Here is a 20,342-nt window from a genome sequence, read left to right as displayed (position 1 = left end):
GAGATGGCGTTATTAAATGTAGACAAATTATCGGTGCATTTCGGCGACGAAAAAACACCGTTCCGTGCGGTTGACCGCATCAGCTATCAGGTCGAGCAAGGCCAGGTAGTCGGCATCGTCGGGGAATCCGGTTCCGGTAAATCGGTCAGTTCGCTGGCGATTATGGGTCTGATCGATTATCCCGGCCGCGTGATGGCCGAGAAACTGGAATTCAATCAGCGCGACCTGCAGAAAATTTCCGAAAAAGAGCGCCGCCAGTTGGTGGGCGCCGAAGTAGCGATGATCTTCCAGGACCCGATGACCAGCCTCAACCCTTGCTACACCGTGGGTTTCCAGATCATGGAAGCGCTGAAAGTGCATCAGGGCGGCAGCAAACGTACCCGTCGTCAGCGTGCGATTGATCTGCTCGATCAGGTGGGCATTCCCGACCCGGCATCGCGCCTGGATGTCTATCCGCATCAACTGTCGGGCGGGATGAGCCAGCGCGTGATGATCGCGATGGCGATTGCCTGCAAACCGAAGCTGCTGATCGCCGATGAGCCGACCACCGCGCTCGACGTGACCATTCAGGCGCAAATCATCGAACTGCTGCTGGAGTTGCAGAAGCAAGAGAACATGGCGCTGATCCTGATTACCCACGATCTGGCGCTGGTGGCCGAAGCGGCTCAGCACATCATCGTGATGTATGCCGGACAAGTGGTGGAGAGCGGTAAAGCGGTGGATATCTTCAAAGCGCCGCGTCATCCCTACACGCAAGCCTTACTGCGCGCGCTGCCGGAGTTTGCTGCGGACAAAGCGCGTCTGGCCTCGCTGCCTGGCGTGGTGCCGGGTAAATACGACCGCCCAACCGGCTGCCTGTTAAATCCGCGCTGCCCGTATGTGACCGATCGCTGCCGCCGCGAAGAACCGGAGCTGCGCGACATTCCTGGCCGCCAGGCCAAATGTCACTTCCCACTGGATGATGCCGGGAGACCGACTTATGAGTCTTGATAACGATAAGCAGGATTACCTGCTACAGGCGATTGACCTGAAAAAACACTACCCGGTGAAGAAAGGTCTGTTTGGCCAGGAACGTCTGGTCAAAGCGCTGGATGGCGTCTCGTTCAACCTCGAACGCGGCAAAACGCTGGCGGTGGTGGGTGAATCCGGCTGTGGTAAATCCACGCTGGGCCGCTTGCTGACCATGATTGAAACCCCGACCGAAGGCCAGCTGTTCTGGCACGGTCAGGATCTGTTGAAACACGATCCGCAGGCGCAGAAACTGCGTCGCCAGAAAATTCAGATCGTGTTCCAGAACCCGTATGGCTCGCTCAATCCGCGTAAGAAAATCAGCCAGATTCTGGAAGAGCCGCTGGTGATCAACACCTCGCTGACCAAAGCGGAGCGCAAGGAAAAAACGCTGGAGATGATGGCGAAGGTTGGCCTGAAAACCGAGCATTACGATCGCTATCCGCACATGTTCTCGGGCGGCCAGCGTCAGCGTATCGCGATTGCGCGTGGTTTGATGCTCGATCCTGATGTGCTGATCGCCGATGAGCCGGTCTCCGCGCTCGACGTGTCGGTGCGTGCGCAGGTGCTGAATCTGATGATGGATTTGCAGCAGGATTTAGGCTTGTCCTACGTCTTCATCTCGCACGATCTCTCCGTGGTGGAACACATCGCTGATGAGGTGATGGTGATGTATCTCGGCCGCTGTGTTGAGAAGGGCAGCAAAGAGGCGATCTTCAGCAATCCGCGTCATCCTTACACGCAAGCGCTGCTGTCGGCGACACCACGTCTCAACCCGGACGATCGCCGCGAGCGCATCAAACTGACGGGCGAGTTGCCAAGCCCGCTCAATCCGCCGCCGGGCTGTGCGTTTAACGCGCGCTGCCGTCGTCGTTTTGGCACCTGCGTTCAGCTGCAGCCAAAACTGAAGCAATATGGCGATCAGCAAATCGCCTGCTTCGCAGTTGATCAGGATGAAAATCAGCCGGTAGGCGTGTCATAAATTACTGCCATAAATGAATCAAGGCTCCTGCGGGAGCCTTTCTTTTTGCTGATTAATACATGAGATAAATTAACGACAAAAAGGGTTACCGCGAAAGCCCTGGCAAAAGCATTACGCCACTGCATCTGTGAACAATTGGTCCTGATTAAGATATATAGCGTAAAGGCAAATTCCTATTTTCATCATCATTGTGTGAGCAATGTCACTGTGGAATAAAACCCATAACTTGCAGCGCAGTAGAGGTTTTTCAGTAGCTTAGGTTAAAATCCCCTGCGTGATTATTTCTGTTAATTGATATTAATTAATCTCCGTCCATAAATAACTGCATGCTTTTTGCATTCCCGCTTTTTCAATCTTAAAGATAGAATTCTTTTATTGAATGCGCTGTTTTAGTAATCAGATTTGTCTCACCGTCTTTTAATGTGTGTGATATATTCGCGGAAAATTCCCTCCCGCTTTTACAGGCTCTGATCATGAAGAATTACGACGATCTGCAGCGTTTTAAAGAGAAAACGCAGACGCTTGACATCGCTTTTAAGGATATGTCCGGTCAATCGCAGGAAGCCGATCAAAGTCAGTGGGCGTTACTGCGTCAATTGACCACCGAACAAGAGCCTGAATTAGGCAGCGGTCAGCGCATCGATATGCCGCAACCACAGCCGATTCGCGGGGATGAATTCAGCGCACCGCCGGAACCGGCTCAGGCTGCACCAGCCAGCCCGGCGCGCGCATCGATTCTCGATAGCCTGAACCCACCTGCCGCCGCGCAACCGGAGAGCGGCTCATCACTGTTTCCGCCCGCGCCGTCGGTTAAGCCGCTCTCCTCTACGACGCCATTAGCGCCGAAAGCCACGCTGGTCGAGCGCCAGGCGACAACCTCACTGTTTCCACCAGCAAAACCTGCCGTCGCGCCAGTCGCTCAGCCTGCTGCTGTTGCCGCACCGGCAGCTCCCGCGCCAATCGCGCCAGTGCCTCTGCCAACCCTGGCCGCTGCGGTTGAACCGGCACGTCCGGCTGCGCCGGCCCCGTCTCGCTTTGGTGCGCTGTTCCGCTCGCGTCCAGCCGAGCCGGCTAACCTGTCAAAAGAAACACCGTTAAAACCGCTACTGGAGAAGATTGCGCTATGCCGTTAGTTTGTGTGTGCTCGCCAAAAGGGGGAGTAGGGAAAACCACCATGGCGGCCAACCTTGCGTGGAGTCTGGCTCGCGCTGGCAGCAAGGTATTGGCAATCGATTTCGATGTTCAGAACGCCTTGCGCCTGCATTTCGGTGTACCGCTGAATGATGGTCGCGGCTTTGTGGCACGCTCTGAAGATCAGGCTGACTGGAGCCAATCGATTCTGACCACCGGCGGCAATATTTTCGTCATGCCGTATGGCGAGGTGAGCGAAGAGCAGCGTGAACGCTTTGAAGAGAACCTGGTAAAAGATCCCCATTTCCTGAAACGCGGGCTGGATACGGTGCTGAATTATCCGGGACTGGTGATTATCGCCGATTTTCCTCCCGGTCCGGGTCCGGCGCTTAAAGCAATGCAGGCACTTGCCGATATGCATTTAGTGGTGATGTTAGCGGATACCGCATCGGTCTCGTTGCTGCCGCAAATAGAAAATGACCGCATGATCGGTCGGCCGCTGAATAATAAACGTGGTCACTATTTTGTCCTTAACCAGAGCGATAACCGCCGCAATATTAGCCGTGAAGTCACCGCTTTTATGCAGCAGCGCCTGGGTGAGAACTTATTAGGCGTGGTTCATCGTGATGAAAGCGTCGCGGAAGCCAATGCCTCGCAACAATCGGTTTATGATTTCAGCCCAGCGTCTGCAGCTGCGTTTGATATCGAATTAGTGGCAAAACGCGTAGCCTATATCCTGGATATCACCGTGGGTAACGGCGAAGTTCAGGCACCTTTTCGCAGCCACTATTAATAATGAGGCCGACTCCGGCCACATAATAACAACACAGCTTCTTCAGGGTGAATCATGAGTAAACTCGGGTTTTACCTGCTGCTGCTGGTGCTTGCACCGGTGGCGGCGGTAATTGTCATCACGCCTATGGACAGCCAGAAGCAATATATATTTGGCTTAATCAGCATCGGGATGATGTTTTTACTGGGCTTCAGCAAAAGCCGCAAAATAACCATCGTTATGGTTATCTTATCCGCGCTGATGTCGACCCGATATATCTGGTGGCGTACTACGGAGACGCTGCAATTTAATTCTGAGATTGAAGCGATTCTCGGTATCGGCTTATATCTGGCCGAACTGTATGTCTGGCTGATCTTAATTCTCGGCTTCCTGCAAACCACCTGGCCATTAAAACGCACCATCGAACCTTTGCCGGATGATACCAGCCTGTGGCCGACGGTGGATGTCTATGTTCCGACCTACAACGAAAGCCTCGATGTGGTGCGTGATACCGTGCTGGCGGCGCAGTGTATTGATTACCCGCGTGACAAGCTGAAGGTCTATTTGCTGGATGACGGTAAGCGCAGTGAGTTTGCGGTATTTGCCGCCGATGTTGGCGTGGGTTACATCACCCGTGACGACAATAATCACGCTAAAGCCGGTAACCTCAACCACGCGATGAAGATCACCAAAGGTGAGCTGATTTGCATCTTCGACTGCGATCACGTGGCCACGCGCACCTTCCTGCAGGCGACGGTCGGTCCGTTCCTGAAAGATCCAAAGCTGGCGCTGCTGCAAACCCCGCACTACTTCTATTCACCGGATCCGTTCGAGCGTAACCTGCGCGCGGCGCGCAGCATCCCGAACGAAGGTTCACTGTTCTACGGCCCGGTGCAGCAGGGTAACGATAACTGGAACGCCACCTTCTTCTGCGGTTCTTGTGCGGTGATTCGCCGTAGCGCGCTGGAAGAGATCGGTGGTTTTGCGGTGGAAACCGTGACCGAAGATGCGCATACCGCGCTGAAAATGCAGCGTCGCGGTTGGGGATCGGCCTTCCTGGCGATTCCGCTGGCGGCCGGTCTGGCGACCGAGCGTCTTGGCCTGCACGTCGTGCAGCGTAACCGCTGGGCGCGTGGCATGACGCAGATCTTCCGCGTTGATAACCCGCTGTTTGGCCGTGGATTGAAGTGGCAGCAGCGTCTGTGCTACCTCAACGCCATGCTGCACTTCCAGTTTGGCTTGCCGCGCGTGGCGTTCCTGACGGCACCGCTGGCCTACCTGCTGTTTAACCTGAATATCATTCACTCGTCAGCCTCGCTGATTTTCGCCTACGTCCTGCCGCATCTGGTGATGTCCCTCTACGTCAACTCGCGAATGAACGGCAAGTTCCGTTACACCTTCTGGGGCGAAATCTACGAAACCGTGATGTGCTTCCACCTCGTCATCCCAACGCTGCTCACCATGCTGGCACCGAAGCGCGGTAAGTTTAACGTAACGGATAAAGGCGGCCTGCTCGATCAGGGCTTCTTCGACTTCCACATCGTGCGTCCACATGTGATTGTCGCGGTGCTGCTGTCGATCGGCATCATCGCGGGCGTGGTGCGCGCTACTGCGCATGACTACTTTGGCGTTGATCCTTACGTTATTGCGCTCAACGTCGGCTGGGCGGTATTCAGCCTGGTTATCCTGATGGCGGCGATTGCCGTGGCGCGCGAAACCAAGCAGGTGCGTAAAACCATCCGTATTGAAGTGCAGATTCCGGCGGTGATTCACTACGCCAGCGGCATCTCGTCACGCACGAAAACCAGCGATCTGTCGATGGGCGGCGCGCAGTTGGATGCGCCGGACAATCGTCACGAGCACGATGAAATTGAAGAGATCGATCTGCTGCTGAAGTCGGGCACCATCACCATTCCGGTGAACAAAATCTCCGGCGATGAGGAGAGCATCCGTCTGCGCTTTGGCGATATGCCGCTGTCGCGCCGCCGTGAGCTGGTGCGCGTGGTACTGGCGCGTGCCGATGCGTGGATTCAGCCGGAGTATAAGCAAGACAATCCACTGGTTTCGCTTGGCACCATTATTCGTACCGTCTTTGAGCTGTTCTGGCTGACCTGGAAAGATCGCCGTGAGAAGCGTAAGCGTGACAACCAGCCCGCAGTAAAAGAGGACAGCGCTGCATGAAGAATTTGACGCAAAGGTTGCTGGCAAGCTCGCTGGCAACGGCGCTGCTGCTCGCGCCAGCGTGGGCCGAAACCCCGCCAGTCACTCAGGATAGCGCTGCACTTTCAGACGTGCCGCCGCCGCAAGGCATCGAAAGCGCTGCCGATCCGCAGCTGCAACAGGCAGCGGGCGCCGCACCTTATGCGCCAGCGGAAACCGCACCGCAAACTGCTCCCGAAACCGCACCGGAAGCCGCATCGACAACGGAAAACAACGCGCCTGCTGAACCTGCGCCCAGCGAACCTGCTGCCGCACCAGAAATGGTGCTGCCAACGGTAGCGCCAACCGCACCGGCGATGATGCCAGAAACGTCTTCCGTGACGCTTAACCAGCCAATCAGCAGCACCGTTTCGGTGGCACAAATGGGCCAGCCACGCGGCATTACGTTGACCGGCGGCCAGCTGCAATCCGGCATCATGTTCACGCTGCCCAGCGATGAAGTGATCACCAACGCGCGTCTTAATCTGTCGCTGCGCGTCTCGGCGGCGCTGGCCGCGCGTAACACCTCGCTGCAGCTGATGCTGAACGGTCAGCCGCTGGGTACCTTGCCTTTGGGTGCCAGCGACAGCGATGTCAGCGATTACCAGCTGGATATTCCGGCGGCGATGGTGGTCTCCAGCAACAACCTTAGCTTCAAGATTAACGATGCCGACAAGCTGCTGTGCGAGAAAGAGAGCGCGAAGCAGTATCAGGTATCGATTTTGCCGAAAACCACGCTGAGCCTCGAAGGCCAGCAGCTGAACATCGGCACCAGCCTGCGTAACTTCCCGCGTCCGTTTATTGATGCGCAGCGCATGACGCCCGCCAGCGTCACCTTTGGCTTTGCCGCCAATGTCGCGCCGGACAGCATCAGCGCCGCTGCGCTGGTGGCATCGTGGATGGGCATTCAGTCGGATTATCGTGGCATCCGTTTCCCGGTGGTGCGCGGCGATCTGCCTGAACACAACGGCATTCTGGTCGGCCATCCGGGCGACAAAATTGGTACCGTAACCTTGCCAGCCACCAACGGTCCGCTGTTGCAGGTGATCGATAACCCGAACAATCCGGTCTACAAATTGCTGCTGGTGGTGGGCGCGAATGACGAGCAGCTGCGTCAGGCCGCTAACCGTTTAACCACTCAGCCGCTGGCGACCGATGCCAGCAGCCTTAACGTGCAGCCACAGCCGATTGGCGTGCGTAAGCCGTACGATGCGCCGCGCTGGATCAACACCACGCGCCCGGTGCGTCTGAGCGAACTGCTGCGCAAAGATCAGAGCCTGACCACCACCGGCATTTGGCACGATGCGCTGAGCGTCAACTTCCGCGCGGCGCCAGACCTGTTCCTGTGGGATGGCGACACCATTCCGGTGGAGCTGCACTATCGCTTCCCATCCGAAAGCTGGATTGATGAGGACAACTCGTTCCTTAACGTCATGATTAACGGCACCTTCCTGCGCAATCTTACGGTGAATAAAGTTGGCTTGCTGGAGAGCGCCTGGCATCGGCTGGGCGGCGACGCGCGTCAGGAGCATTACACCCTGAAGCTCGAACCGTACCTGATTTACGGTGACAACCAGCTGGCGCTCTACTTCAACATCAAGCCGAAAGCGGATGCGCCGTGCGGCGTGCTGCTGAACAACAACATTAAGAGCCGCATCGAAGAGGATTCGTGGATCGATCTGAGCCACACGCGCCACTTCACCATGCTGCCGAATCTCTCTTACTTTGTTGGCGCTTCGTTCCCGTTCTCGCGTCTGGCGGACTTCTCGCAGACCACGCTGCTGTTGCCGGAACAACCAAGCGATGCGGAGATCGCCACGCTGCTGGATATGGCCTCACGCGCCGGTAACGCTACCGGCGTGCCGCTGCTGCAAAATCAGGTGCTGTTTGGCCTGCCAAACGGCGGCACCAACATGACGCGCCTGCAGCAGAGCGATCTGCTGGCGGTCAGCACCACGCAGAACAACGACTTCAACCAGGCAATGCTGGCCAACACGCCGTTCGATACCAGCGGCAACACGCTGGGCGTGAAAGAGCCCACCACCTGGGACAAACTGCGTGGCTGGCTGACCGGCGACTGGTATCGCCAGCCGCTGGATGCCGATCGTTACTTCTCCTCCAACGAAGCGTGGCGCGGCTTTGTCAGCTATCGCTCGCCGTGGAACCCGGATCGCTTAGTGGTGATGACGGTGGCGACCAGCGATCAACAACTGCTGCGCCTGCATGAAGACCTGAATTCTGCACGCATCAACGCCGGGATTCGCGGCGATACCGCCATCATCACCGATGAGAACGGCATTCGCAGCTTCCGCGTCGGCCCGCAATTCCCGAGCGGCGAAATGCCGTGGTACATGATGGTGGTGTGGTATGCCAACCAGCACTCGGTGCTGATGGCGCTGGCGGCGCTGCTGCTTTCAGCGTTGGTCGGCGGCGGTGCGTGGGTGATGCTGAAACGTCATGCGTGGCGTCGCCTCAACCCAAAAGTTGATAGCAAGTCCGGCAAGAAGTAAGGATAAAAACAATGAAAAAACATCTGTTAAGTGCCGGTATTCGCCATGCCTTGATTCTGGGTGGCGCGCTGACGCTCTCTCAGCCGCTGCTGGCGGCGGAGAGCAGTAATCCTGCGTTACAGGCGCTGTTCGATCAGGCGGCTTACTGGCACCAGAAAGCGCATGACGATTTGGCCAAAGCCTCGCTGCAGAAAGTGCTGATGGTTGAGCCCAACAACACGCAAGCGCTCTATCTGCTGGCGCTCTATTCACAGCAGAGCGGCGGCACAGCGGAAGCAGCGCAGTGGCGTGCGCGCCTGAGCGCGGCCTCGCCGAACGATCCGCATCTCACCGAGCTGGATAACGCCCGCCAGCTGCAAACCATTCCGCAGGCGCAGCTGCAGTTAGCGCGCCAGCAGGCACGCAGCGGCAACATCGCGGCGTCGCTGCAAACCTGGCGTAACACCTTCAGCGGCAACGAACCGCCGCCAAGCGTGGCAGCCGAATATTATCTGACCATGGCGGGCGATCGTTCGCTGCTGCCGCAGGCGGTTGAAGCGCTGCGTCAGTTCTCCGCCGATCATCCGCAGGATACCGGTGCCAAGCTGGCGCTGGGTAAAGCGCTGACCTATCAGGAAGCAACGCGTCGTCAGGGTATCGATGTGCTTGCCAGCCTAGCAGACGGCAACAAAGAAGCGGACCGTTCGCTGCGTCAGGCGCTGTTGTGGCTGGGTCCGCAGGCGTCTGATGCATCGCTGTATCAAACCTGGCAGCAGCGCCATCCGCAAGACAACGCGGTGCTGGATTACTACCGTAAAAACGTTGGCGGTGCGGAGAAGGGCGCAGGCTTTACCGCGCTGAACAGCGGCGACGTCAGCAACGCGCAGAACAACTTTGAGAAAGTACTGCAAGCTAACCCGCAAGATGCGGATGCGCTGGCCGGTATGGGCTATGTGGCCCAGCGCGCCGGGCGTTATGCCGAAGCGGCGGATTACCTGACGCGCGCGGCGCAGATGGGTGGCGATCAGAGCGACACGCGCCAGAAGCAGGCCGCCGATGCACGTTTCTACGCGCAGCTGGCCTCCGCGCAGCAGGCGCTGAAAAATGGCGACAGCGCGCAGGCGTTGGCGCTGAGCGAACCGCTGGCGCAGGCCGACGGCGAGAAAGGCGTCTCCGCCAAACTGTTCCGCGCCGATGTGCAGCGTCGCAGCAATCAGCTCGATCAGGCGGAGCAAACCTATCGCGCCATCCTGCAAAGCGATGCCAATAACCGCAACGCCAAAGAAGGCTTGTTCTACGTGCTGCGTCAGCAGAACCGTGGCGCAGAAGCCAATACGTTGCTGGCATCACTGCCCGACAGCGTGCGCCAAAGCGTGGCACCGCGAGGCAGCAGCACCGATCCAATTCGTGCCCAGGCCAAACGTGAAGTGACGGCGGGCAATAACAGCGCCGCCATCGCCACCTTGACCTCGGGTATTCAGCGCTATCCCAACGATGGCTGGCTGCGTCTCGATCTGGCACGTCTCTACCGCGCGCAGGGCAATAACATGATGGCGGCCAATATCATGCAGCCCACTATGCGCAGCGGCGCCAGCACCACCGAACTCTATGCAGGTGCGTTAAACGCCAGCGAAAGCAGCGCGTGGCAGCAGGCGAGTCAGTTGCTGTCTCGCATTCCCAACAGCAGCAAAAACAGCGATATGCGCGAGCTGGCGCAGCGCGTCAACTTCAACCTGCAGATGGCTACCGCCGATCAGTATCTGGCGCAGGGCTCGAACGCGGCAGCGGCCAACACCCTGCGCGCGCTGGCCTCTACGCCGCCCGCCAATCCGGTGGATGCCGGTAACCTGGCGCAGAAGCTGGCGAAAGCCGGCGATCTCACCAGCGCGGTGTCCGTGGTGCGCAGCAATATGCAGCGCGGCATTCAGGGCAATGCCGGTGATTACGCCGCGCAGGTGGCGGTGCTGAATCAGGCCGGGCTGAATACCGAAGCGCAGAGCTTCCTCAGCAGCCCGGAACTGCAGGAACGCAGCACGCCAACCCAGCTGGCGGGCATCCGCAGCGGCTACGTGATCAACGAAGTGGATCGCCTGCGCGAGCAGAAACAGTATGCCGCCGCTTACGACAAGCTGGTGGGCGCGCTGCAGCACGATCCGCAGAACCGCGATCTGATGTTCGCCATGGCGCGACTCTACCAGTCCGGCAAGATGAACAAAGAAGCGGGCGTGGTATACGACTACCTGATGACGCAGGATACCCCGACGCAAGACGCGCGCACCGGCGCCATCAACGTGGCGCTGGCGCAGAATGACGTCAACAAAGCCAATACCTTAACGCGCGGCCTGCGCAACGAGCAGTCGCCGGATCGCTTGCTGCTGTTAGCCCGCGTGGCCGAAGCCAACGGCGAACACAGCCAGGCGATGAGCTACCTGCGCACCGCGCGCGGTCAGCTGATTGGTCTGCAGGGCGCAGAAACCGGCAGCGTGCCAAGTGTAGGTGGTCTGGCGCTGGCCGACAATCCGTTTATCAATCGCGGCACCTCGCCGGTGGGGCGTACGCCTTCCAGCTATGGCGCGGTGATGCCGTGGCAGTCGGCACCGGCGGCCACCAGCAGCGCCGAAGGCGTGACGCTGGCGAGCAACACACCGGCGATTCAGCAAAGCCAGACGCTGCGCCAAATCGACAACATGATGGATGACCTGCAAGAGAAAACCGGCACCTGGGTGCAGGGTGAAATGCAGGTACGCGGTCGTGATGGCGAATCAGGTTTGAGCAAACTCACCGAAGCTAAAGCGCCGCTCACCTTCTCCACCGTGCCGTTTGGCGAGTCGCGCTTCGACTTCACCATGACGCCGGTTTCCCTCACCGCCGGCAGCGCCGGTGGCGACGCATGGCGTCGATTCGGCACCAACGCGCTGGTGCAGGGCAATGTGGTTGCCACCGGTGCGGCGAAAATTGATGATACGCCCAACTCCACCACCGATTCGCAATCCGCGACCGGCGTGGAGCTGAACATGGCGCTGAAGGGCGACAGCTACAAGATTGACCTCGGCAGCACGCCGCTGGGTCAGGACTTGAGTACGCTGGTTGGCGGCGTGCAGTGGTCGCCGAAGCTGACCGACTTCCTGACGCTGATCCTTACCGGTGAACGCCGCGCGATGACCGACAGCTTGCTGTCGTATGTCGGCGTCGAAGACAAAACCAGCGGTAAACGCTGGGGCCGCGTGACTAAAAACGGCGGTAACGCCTTGCTGAGTTACGACAACGGCGATGCCGGTTTTTATGTCGGCGGCGGCGCGTACAGCTACATCGGCGAAAACGTGGCGAGCAACAACAGCGTGCAGGCGACCGCAGGCGCGTATGTGCGTCCGTACCACCTCGACGATCGCGAGCTGAAAGTCGGCATGAGCTTGTCGTGGATGGATTACTCGAAAAACCTCAGCTACTTCAGCTACGGTCAGGGCGGTTACTTCAGCCCGCAGAACTATGCGTCGGTGTCGTTCCCTATCGAATTCAGCCGCAAGTTTGACGATCTGAAAGTGAACGTCGGCGGTTCGGTGGGTTATCAATCCTACAGTCAGGATAAGAGCGCCTACTTCCCGAATAATCCGTCGTTGCAGGCGCAGCTGCAAAGTCTGGCCGATCAAGGCTACGTGAAGGATGCGTTCTACAGCGGCGACAGCAAAAACGGCATCGGCTACAACCTGCATGCCGGTGCGGATTATAAGATCAACAAAGATGTCACCGTGGGCGGTCAACTTGGCTACGACACCTTTGGCGATTACAACGAGAGCACCGCCAATCTGTACTTCCGTTACATGTTCGGAGATTACTAATGAGTGAGCAAGTAACCGCACGCGTCAGCCATCCGCATCAGCCGGGCTGGTTTGATTTGGTGAGCGCGATGATTGAGAGCATGCTGGACAACGCGGGCGAGGAAGCGGAAGGCTTTCTCAACGGCGTCGGCGTATCGCTGGCAACACGCTATCCTTTACCCGACGCGCGCACCGTGCAGGATCTGGAGCGTGAAATGAATTTGCAGCTGGCGCGATTTAACTGGGGCTTTGTGCAGTTACAGCCGCAGGAGAATGCCATTCTGATTCAGCACCACGCGCTGCCGCAGGGCGACAGCAACGTCGGTGTTGAACGTTGGCAGCTGGCGTTGAGCGCGGTGCTGGCGGGCGTGTATGCACAATGGCTGCAGGCACAAGGCGGCAGCGCTGCGGTGCCGGTTACGCTGGAGAACAACGACGGCGGCACGCTGCACTATCGATATCAATAGGATGCTGTAATGAGAGTGATGCGGTTCTGGCGTCAATGGATGCTGTGTTTCATGGTGATGTTTTTTAGCGCTCAGGCGGCCGCAGATGGCTGGAGTACCTATAAAAGCCGTTTTATGGGCAGCGATGGCCGAATCAGCGATACGGCCAACAACAACGTTAGCCATACCGAAGGGCAAGGCTACGGCATGTTGCTGGCGGTGGCGCATGACGATCGCGCCACTTTCGATCTGCTGTGGCAGTGGACGCGCAGCCATCTGCGTAATCCGCAAAACGATCTGTTCTACTGGCGCTACACGCCAGGCGCCGCCGATCCGATTGCCGACAAAAATAACGCTTCCGATGGTGATGTCCTGATTGCCTGGGCGCTGCAACGTGCGGCACAGAAGTGGGGCGGCGATTATCAGCAGGCCTCCGACCGCATTCAGCGTGCGATCGTGAAGCTGAATGTGATCAGCTACGGCGGACATAAAGTGATGCTGCCGGGCGCGCAGGGCTTCAACAAAACCAGCTACGTGGTGCTTAATCCCTCCTATTTCCTGTTTGAGGCCTGGCGCGAATTTGCGGAACACAGCCATCTGCGTATCTGGAATGAGCTGATTGATGACGGCATGGATTTGCTGGGTGAGATGCACTTCGGCAAAACCGGCCTGCCGCTCGATTGGGTGGCGCTGAATGCTGATGGTTCTGTGGCACCGGCGGTCGGCTATTCCAATCGCTTCAGCTATGACGCGATCCGTATTCCGCTAAATATCTGGTGGTACGACCCGCAAAGCCTGCGTCTGGTGCCGTTCCAGCGTGTCTGGCAAGGTTCGGCGCGCATGACTACGCCCGCCTGGTATGATGTGTTGGGCAACACGCCAGCACCGTACAACATGGAGGGGGGATTGATTGCGGTGCGCGATTTGACCCTGGGCCAAACCCAGTATCTCAATGACACGCTGGCAGCGGATCAAAACTACTTTTCCGCCAGCCTGCAGCTGCTGACCTGGCTGGCATATCAGGAAAAGCGCTAAATCTCATTTTTGGCCTGGTCGACATAAATGGCGGCCAGGCCATATTTTCCAGCCTTGTCTGAATCTCATTTCATTGCGCTGCTTATCTTTAATTTCTTGAACGCGATCAAAATGGCAGCACTGACACACATGCAAATTTGTCATGCTAAAATGTATAGACAAAAGTGTATGGTAAAATGCAAACGGAACTGGAATTTGAGTGGGACCTTAGCAAAGCAGAGTCTAATCACCGGAAGCATGGCATCCGCTTCGAAATTGCCGTGCGCGTGTTTGATGATCCTTTTCATCTGTCTAGCCAGGATCGTTGTGAGAATGGCGAATATCGCTGGCAATCAATAGGTAATGTTATGGGCCATATTATTATTTTGGTGGCCCACACGGTACGTTTCGAGCAGGGCACTGAGATTATTCGCATCATTAGTGCACGTCCTGCCACGCGCAATGAGAGGAGACGCTATGAGCAAGGTTAAGTTTAAACGCAGCGAATTACCGCCGCTTTCGGATAGCCTGCAATCTGAACTGGACGCGCTGAGTCAAAAGCCGGATAGCGAGATTGATTGCGGTGAAATCGCCCCGTTAAATGAACGTTTCTGGAACAGTGCTTCCAGCGGGCGATTTTATCGTCCGATTAAAACACAGGCTTCAGTCAGAATTGACGCGGATGTGCTTGAGTGGTTGAAAGCGCCGGGTAAAGGGTACCAGACGCGTTTGAACGCCATTTTGCGCGCGGCGATGCTGCGCGAATTAGAAAGCAAATAGTGCCCAGGCGGCTTAACAAGCCGCCGCTATTTAAAATCCGCATATGGCGTCAGCGGTTGTGGCGGCATATCCATATCGCCATTCCAGCCGGACATTGAGTAGCGCATGAAAATCAAACCGTGGCTTGGGGTGTAATCTTTCGCTTGCTGTATATCCATCGCCAGGCCCACCGACCAATGCGGCGTAATGCGTCGCTCCACCAGCGCCTGCAGCGTGTAGCCAAAACCTCTACCCGAACTGCTGTCTGAGGTGGGATTCGACGCCAGCATAAATCCTGGATTGACCGGATAGCGCTGCTGCCCGTCGGTATGCGATTGCGACCAGGAAACCGAGCCGCCGAGATCAAACGACCAGTTCTCTGTGCGCTGGCGATAGGTCACCGGCAGCGACAGCGAGAAATATTGCTGCGGGCTGTAATAGCCGCCCTGACCGAAGGTGTAGTCGCTGAGATCCTTCTGGTAATGCCACAGCATGCTGTTCAGGCCCACGGTGGCGCGGCGATTATCGTCATTAATCAGCTTGTAGTAATAGCCCGCCATCAGGCGCTCGCGGCTGTTATCCGCCACGTTATCACCGCTGAGTTGATGCGCACTGATATCGCCCCACACGCCATGCGCGCCGCCCTGATCATAACTCAGTCCGAGCGAGCCGCCGGTTGCCACCACGCCGCCCCAGGTTTTGCCGCCGTTTGCCGCGGGATCGCGCGCGCCTGCGTACGCCAGCAGCGAGCTGGAGATCGGTCGGCGTGATGCGGTGAACGTCAGGCCAATGTCTTTGACGTCGGTTTTCCAGCTGAAGCCGCCGACCCAGTTGCGGGTCTCGAAGCCGAGCGGCGTGGTGCCGAAATCAGCCGACCATATATCGTTATGCCAGCCCACGCCCAGCGCGGTGCCTTCATCGCGCTGAGTAAAGTCGCGGCTGCATCCGCCGGAATTGTCATCGTTACAGCTGCCGAACTGCTCGCTGTGGCTGCCGTTGCTGGTGGAGAAAGTGCCGGCTGAAACCCGCACATGATCGACACGCACAAAGCTGCGGCCATCGGCCAGCGGTGTTTCTGCCTGCATCATGGTGGTATGGGCGGTGAAATCGGATGTGCCGCCGTTGCCTTTGTTGCGCGAGTAATCCTGCTCCAGCGTGAACGTGGTGTCCTGCTGGCGATACAGATCGGCGGCGTCGCTGCGGATGCTGCGTTTCAGCCAGTCATCCTGCGCCTGATTGCGGGTTAATTGCGTATAACGATCGTTATCCTGTGGCACATCCGGGCTGATGCCGCTCGCGGCCATCGCCCGTTGATAATCCTGCTGCGCTTGTGCGGGTTGTTGCAGCTGCGTTTCCAGCCGCGCCGCATCGCGAAACACCAACGCTTTTTCCTGTGACGCGGCCTGTTGCGCCGCGCGGGTTTTCAGCTCAGCAAAAATCTGTTGAGCACGCACCGCATCGCCACTGTTCTGCCAGGCGAGCGCCACGCGCCGACCGCTGTTCACGCTTTGCTGCGCCACGCCGGGCGGCAAGGCTTGTAACGCGCGTTGCGCTTCTGCAGGGCGTTTTAAAGCGATCAAGGCTTCGATACGCCCCAGCGCCGCATCGCCGTTTTTACGGTCTTGCTGCAGCACCTGTTGATAGTTCGCCAGCGCGCGGCGGGCGTCGCCGCGCTCCAGCGCCCAATCGGCCAGCGTGATATCGCGGCGGATAGAAGCGGGTTGCTGTTGCAGTAGCGCAATCGCCGCCGTTTCATCGCCGCGCGTGCGTAAATCACTGGCGCGGGTAAACACCTTGTCCTGCTCGAGACGATCGGCCAGCTCGTGCATGTTGCTGTCCCAGCGCGCAGCGGGCAGGCGATGCAAGGTGGCCAGCGCCGCGTCATCGCGGTCGCCAGAAGCCAGCCACAGCGCCGACGCATACAGTGCTGTGGGTTCCTGTGGATGCTGGCGCACCATCGCGTCCATCACCTGCGCGCCCTGAGTTTCTTCGCCGCCGTTGCGCAGTGCGCCAGCCAGTCGATAAACCAGCCAGATATCATCAGGATTCGCCTGCGCTACCTGGCGATACTTCTCCGCCGCCTGATGCCATTGGCCTTGCTGCGCCAGCGCATCGGCTTCGGCCATCAGCGCATCGGTGCGCAGCTGTAGCAGACGACGTTTCGCCGTGCTATTGCTGCGATCTAAGCGCAGCGCCTGTTGCCAATAACGCTCTGCCTGCGCAGTGTTTTTACGTGCCAGCGCGGCATCACCCAAGCCAATTAGCGCCCAGCTATAGCGATTATCCAGCGCTTGCGCGCTGCGGTAATAGCCTTCCGCCGCGGCGATATCGCCTTTTTTCAGCGCCGCATCGCCGTTGTTGATCGCCAACCAGTAACGGTTGGTTTGCAGCAGCGACTGCCATTTGCCGATCTGCGTGCTGGCCTGACCGGCCTGTATCGCTTTCTCCAGCCAGCGAATGGCGGCGGCGCGATTGTTGGCTCGCGCCTGCGCCTGGCCCATCGCGCCCATCAATTCAGCATCGTTGGGATTGGCTGTTAGCGCGGCATTGAGCGCGGTAATCGCATTGGCGCCGCCACCGGCATCCACCAGCGCTAAGCCACGCATGCGCTGGCGATACGCCGGATCGGCGAGCAGTTGTTGCTGACGCGCCAGCTCTTGCTGACCGCGCTGCTGGGCATCGCCCTCGGTAAAGGTTTGCAGATATTGCTGCAGGCTGGCGACGCTGCTTTCGCTCACCGGCTGATTCTGGATCTGCTGCAGCCACAGCTCGGAAGCGGCATCGCGCCCGCCGTTGCGGTTGGCGAGACGACGCAGCTGGGTGAAGGCTTCGGCCGGCTGATTATTATCAAACGCCATGCGCGCCAGCTGCAGTTCTACGCCGATGTTGCCGGGATAGCGCTTCTCCAGTGCCTGCAACTGTTGATACGCTTGTGGCTGCTGGCCGGGTAAACGCGCCACCAGCCGCCAATACTGCAGCTCGGTATTCACATCAGGGAACACGCCGTGGAACAGCGCGTCCCACGCGGCTTTGGCTTCGACAACATGCCCGGCAGTGGCCAGCAGTCGCGCCTGCTGCAGCTGCTGACGCCCTTCCGCAGTCACCAGACGCAAGCCGGCTGCTGATTCACGCGTGGCGGCGGCATTCGGTGCCACGCGCTTCAGTACATCCAGCAGTTTTTGCGCTTTGGCCTGATCGCCCTGGCGCAGTGCCATGCGGATTTGCGCCGCCAGCACCTGCGGATTATCGGGATCGATTTTTTCCAGTCGATAGAGCGATTGCTGTACCAGATCGATTTTGTTGGTCGATTCGCCGGTACGAATCTGCATCAGCAGCCACTCAACCGGCGAAACCTGGGGACCGATCGGGGCGGCAGTCGCGCCTGCCAACACCCCGAGCGTGCTACTGATCAGCAATCCCAGCTGCAGCTTATTCATCGTCATCCAGCTCGGCCAGACGGCGACGGCTGACCATGCGCATTAAACGCCACGCCATCAGCGCGAACAGAACCACGACCACCACCGCGCAAATCGCCAGCCACACCGGATGGGTGGCCAGCAGATTCCACAGGCGTTCCCACCACGGTAGGTGACCGACGTAATAGGTATCGCCGACGCGGATGCTGTTAACGCCCGATTCACGGATCACCGTGGCGGTACCGAACACTGCCGCGCGTTTGCCGCTGTCGAGCAGCGCGTTATTCAGCAATTCCCAGCCGCGTGGGCTGTCGGCCAGCAATGCCACGACGCTGCGTTGATCGTTAAACGGTGACTGGAAGCCGACAATCGCGCCCATCGGCCCGCGTGAGCTAATGGTGGTTTGGCTTTCTACCGCGCGTTCACTGTCAGAAATCGGTACGTTGGCTGCTGCGTTGTTGCGTGCAGGCATGCTGATCCAGCTACGGGCGGCATCGGCCAGCAGCGGGATCTTCGTGTCGTCCTGCAGATCCTGCGGAATGCCGCCGATCATCAACATATCCGCATCCGCCGATTTCGCTTTGCTCCAGTCATCGCTCATCTGCACGCGCAGCGCCGGATAACCGGTTTGTGCGCCGATACTGCCGAGCGCATTCAGCAGCGTGCTGACTTCGTCATTGCTCGGCCTGGATGGCACCAGCACCAGCGTTTGCGCCAGATCGGCGTAGCGGCTGTACGGGAAACCGGCGTTGGCGAACGCGCCCAGCGACGGCATTTCGATGTAGTGACGATAGCCGGAGAAATCGATGCTCGAGGTATCGTCAATCACCACGTGATGTCCGACGGCGGTGACGGTTTCGCAGCGGCCATCGGCGGTACCGCCAATAAAGGTGTTGGCGTAATCAAAGTTAAAACGCAGCTGATTCACCACGCCGAGGCGCAGCGCCGGAATGGTCAACTGGCGATTGCTGTCCTGCAAACCCTGCATCAGCGGGATGCGCATCAGCTGCTGACCGGCGGTATCTTTCTGCGTCAGCGGATAATCCTGCATGAACTGATTGTTGAGATGCACCGCGAGACGCGAGCCATCCTGCTGAATCGGCGAGGTGTAGCGGTAGCGCAGATCCATATCGATGCCGCGTGCGCGCACCAGGAACAGATCCGGTGGCAGATTCAGCGTCAGGCTGATCGGATTCGGCTGCAAACCGTTGCCCTGTAGCTGGTTTTGATACTGCGTCAGCTCGGCAAAGGTGGTGCGGCGATCGGTGCGCACCCAGTTCGGCGCGTCGTACGGCTGACGCGGCGCCAGCCGTTTTACGTTGTCGATGGTTGAGCTGTCGCCGCGCAGCAGCAGCTCGCCTTGCGCAATGCCTTCGACGGCGGTCAGCAGGTCATTATCGTCACGGCCGAGGATCAGCAGCATCTTCTCGTAAGGATTGTCCGGCTGATTCACCATCTCCACCGTCGGTTTCTCCACCGGCGGCAGATCTTTCAGGAAGTCGGGGCGATGATCGTTGGTGGCAAACACCACCGCATGCTGCTCTTTGGGCAGCTGGTTATACAGCACCGGGAAAGATTGTCCGCGCCACTGCGCTTTGCTGCCAAACCAGGAAGCCAGAACCCCGGCCGCACGCTGTTGCAGCAGATTCGGCTGGGCGTTGAAGACCATCGGCAACTGCAACGGACGGCTGTCACGCGTATCTAAGAACGGCTCCGGGAAATGCGACAGATCGTTCTTCAGCGGCAGCTTCTGCAGCGTCAAATCGAGTTTGCTGGCTTTGCCGATATCCAGCCAGATGGTGCTGTTGGCCGGGTTTTCACATACGTTGGCATAGTGACCTACCAGCTCAAGCCGCACGCGGTTGAAGTCGCTGATAAAGCGCGGATCGATAGGGATTTGCGTTTGGTTCTCTTTGCCGAGCTGCTCGGCGGTGACCGTCACCAATCCCACCAGCTCATCGTTGAGATAGACTTTGAGCTGCGACAGCGTTGGAATCAGCGCCGGCGAGGGACGATAGCTCAGATTCAGCAGCGCGCGCGTCACCACTTCATCGCTGCGCACGCCGAACTCAATCTGGCTGCTCGGTTCGGTACCGCGCAGCGTCATGCTACCGGGCGGCGGAGCGACCTGATTAAACACCAGCTGGCTGTCACGCAGCGGCGCGTTGGCGTCGACCTGCGCGTTCACCTCCGGTAACGGCTGCGGCGCAGTCATGGCGCCAGAAATCAGCGGCGCGGCCTGCACCACAGAGACGCAGCCCAGCAGCAGGGCGGTGAACCAACTCAGTTTTTTCGTCATGGTCATATCATC

The 20,342-nt window shown here is 58.5% G+C and carries 13 protein-coding genes; 11 read left to right on the top strand and 2 right to left on the bottom strand.

The window, feature by feature from the left end:
* Window positions 1-3 precede the first annotated feature (3 nt).
* The 11 genes from dppD to ACVLVH_RS18335 all read left to right on the top strand — a co-directional run bounded on the left by dppD (window position 4) and on the right by ACVLVH_RS18335 (window position 14,636).
* Window positions 4-990, top strand: a complete 987-nt coding sequence (gene dppD, locus ACVLVH_RS18385; RefSeq protein ID WP_008104610.1) for a dipeptide ABC transporter ATP-binding protein — start codon at window positions 4-6, stop codon at window positions 988-990.
* The gene (dppF, locus tag ACVLVH_RS18380) at window positions 980-1,990 is read left to right on the top strand and encodes a dipeptide ABC transporter ATP-binding subunit DppF (protein WP_137384884.1); all 1,011 of its coding nucleotides are present in this window, start codon (window positions 980-982) and stop codon (window positions 1,988-1,990) included. Before dppD ends, dppF begins: the two co-directional genes overlap by 11 nt.
* A 473-nt stretch (window positions 1,991-2,463) precedes the next feature.
* Entirely contained in the window at window positions 2,464-3,123 is a 660-nt protein-coding gene (gene bcsO, locus ACVLVH_RS18375) for a cellulose biosynthesis protein BcsO (RefSeq protein ID WP_192414370.1), read from the top strand.
* Window positions 3,114-3,914: a cellulose biosynthesis protein BcsQ gene (bcsQ, locus tag ACVLVH_RS18370; protein WP_192414372.1), complete on the top strand. Its 801-nt coding sequence runs from the start codon at window positions 3,114-3,116 to the stop codon at window positions 3,912-3,914. The genes bcsO and bcsQ overlap by 10 nt, the downstream gene beginning before the upstream one ends.
* Before the next feature lie 54 nt (window positions 3,915-3,968).
* Complete coding sequence (gene bcsA, locus ACVLVH_RS18365) at window positions 3,969-6,074, top strand: UDP-forming cellulose synthase catalytic subunit (RefSeq protein WP_101763798.1); 2,106 nt, start codon at window positions 3,969-3,971, stop codon at window positions 6,072-6,074.
* Window positions 6,071-8,602 carry a cellulose biosynthesis cyclic di-GMP-binding regulatory protein BcsB gene (bcsB, locus tag ACVLVH_RS18360; protein ID WP_192414374.1) on the top strand — a complete coding sequence of 844 codons (2,532 nt, stop codon included), beginning with the start codon at window positions 6,071-6,073 and terminating at the stop codon, window positions 8,600-8,602. The genes bcsA and bcsB (ACVLVH_RS18360) overlap by 4 nt, the downstream gene beginning before the upstream one ends.
* An 11-nt stretch (window positions 8,603-8,613) precedes the next feature.
* A complete protein-coding gene (locus ACVLVH_RS18355; protein WP_498949945.1) occupies window positions 8,614-12,417 on the top strand; it encodes a cellulose biosynthesis protein BcsC in 3,804 nt (1,267 codons plus the stop codon).
* Window positions 12,417-12,863 carry a cellulose biosynthesis protein BcsD gene (gene bcsD, locus ACVLVH_RS18350; protein WP_008104594.1) on the top strand — a complete coding sequence of 149 codons (447 nt, stop codon included), beginning with the start codon at window positions 12,417-12,419 and terminating at the stop codon, window positions 12,861-12,863. The genes ACVLVH_RS18355 and bcsD overlap by 1 nt, the downstream gene beginning before the upstream one ends.
* 9 nt (window positions 12,864-12,872) lie before the next feature.
* Window positions 12,873-13,877: a family 8 glycosyl hydrolase gene (locus ACVLVH_RS18345; protein WP_101763795.1), complete on the top strand. Its 1,005-nt coding sequence runs from the start codon at window positions 12,873-12,875 to the stop codon at window positions 13,875-13,877.
* A gap of 176 nt (window positions 13,878-14,053) precedes the next feature.
* On the top strand, window positions 14,054-14,347 hold the full coding sequence (locus tag ACVLVH_RS18340) for a BrnT family toxin (protein WP_110867898.1): 294 nt from the start codon (window positions 14,054-14,056) through the stop codon (window positions 14,345-14,347).
* Window positions 14,334-14,636 carry a BrnA antitoxin family protein gene (locus ACVLVH_RS18335; protein ID WP_192414378.1) on the top strand — a complete coding sequence of 101 codons (303 nt, stop codon included), beginning with the start codon at window positions 14,334-14,336 and terminating at the stop codon, window positions 14,634-14,636. The genes ACVLVH_RS18340 and ACVLVH_RS18335 overlap by 14 nt, the downstream gene beginning before the upstream one ends.
* Before the next feature lie 26 nt (window positions 14,637-14,662).
* Here the strand turns inward: ACVLVH_RS18335 and bcsC are convergent, their stop codons facing one another.
* Window positions 14,663-18,052: a cellulose synthase complex outer membrane protein BcsC gene (gene bcsC / locus ACVLVH_RS18330; protein ID WP_498949944.1), complete on the bottom strand. Its 3,390-nt coding sequence runs from the start codon at window positions 18,050-18,052 to the stop codon at window positions 14,663-14,665.
* Window positions 18,045-20,336, bottom strand: coding sequence for a cellulose biosynthesis cyclic di-GMP-binding regulatory protein BcsB (gene bcsB, locus ACVLVH_RS18325; RefSeq protein WP_192414383.1), 2,292 nt, complete (start codon window positions 20,334-20,336; stop codon window positions 18,045-18,047). Before bcsB (ACVLVH_RS18325) ends, bcsC begins: the two co-directional genes overlap by 8 nt.
* Window positions 20,337-20,342 lie beyond the last annotated feature (6 nt).

It is taken from the genome of Kluyvera sp. 1366, assembly GCF_054823405.1.
This window is presented reverse-complemented; position numbering and strand designations above follow the sequence as displayed.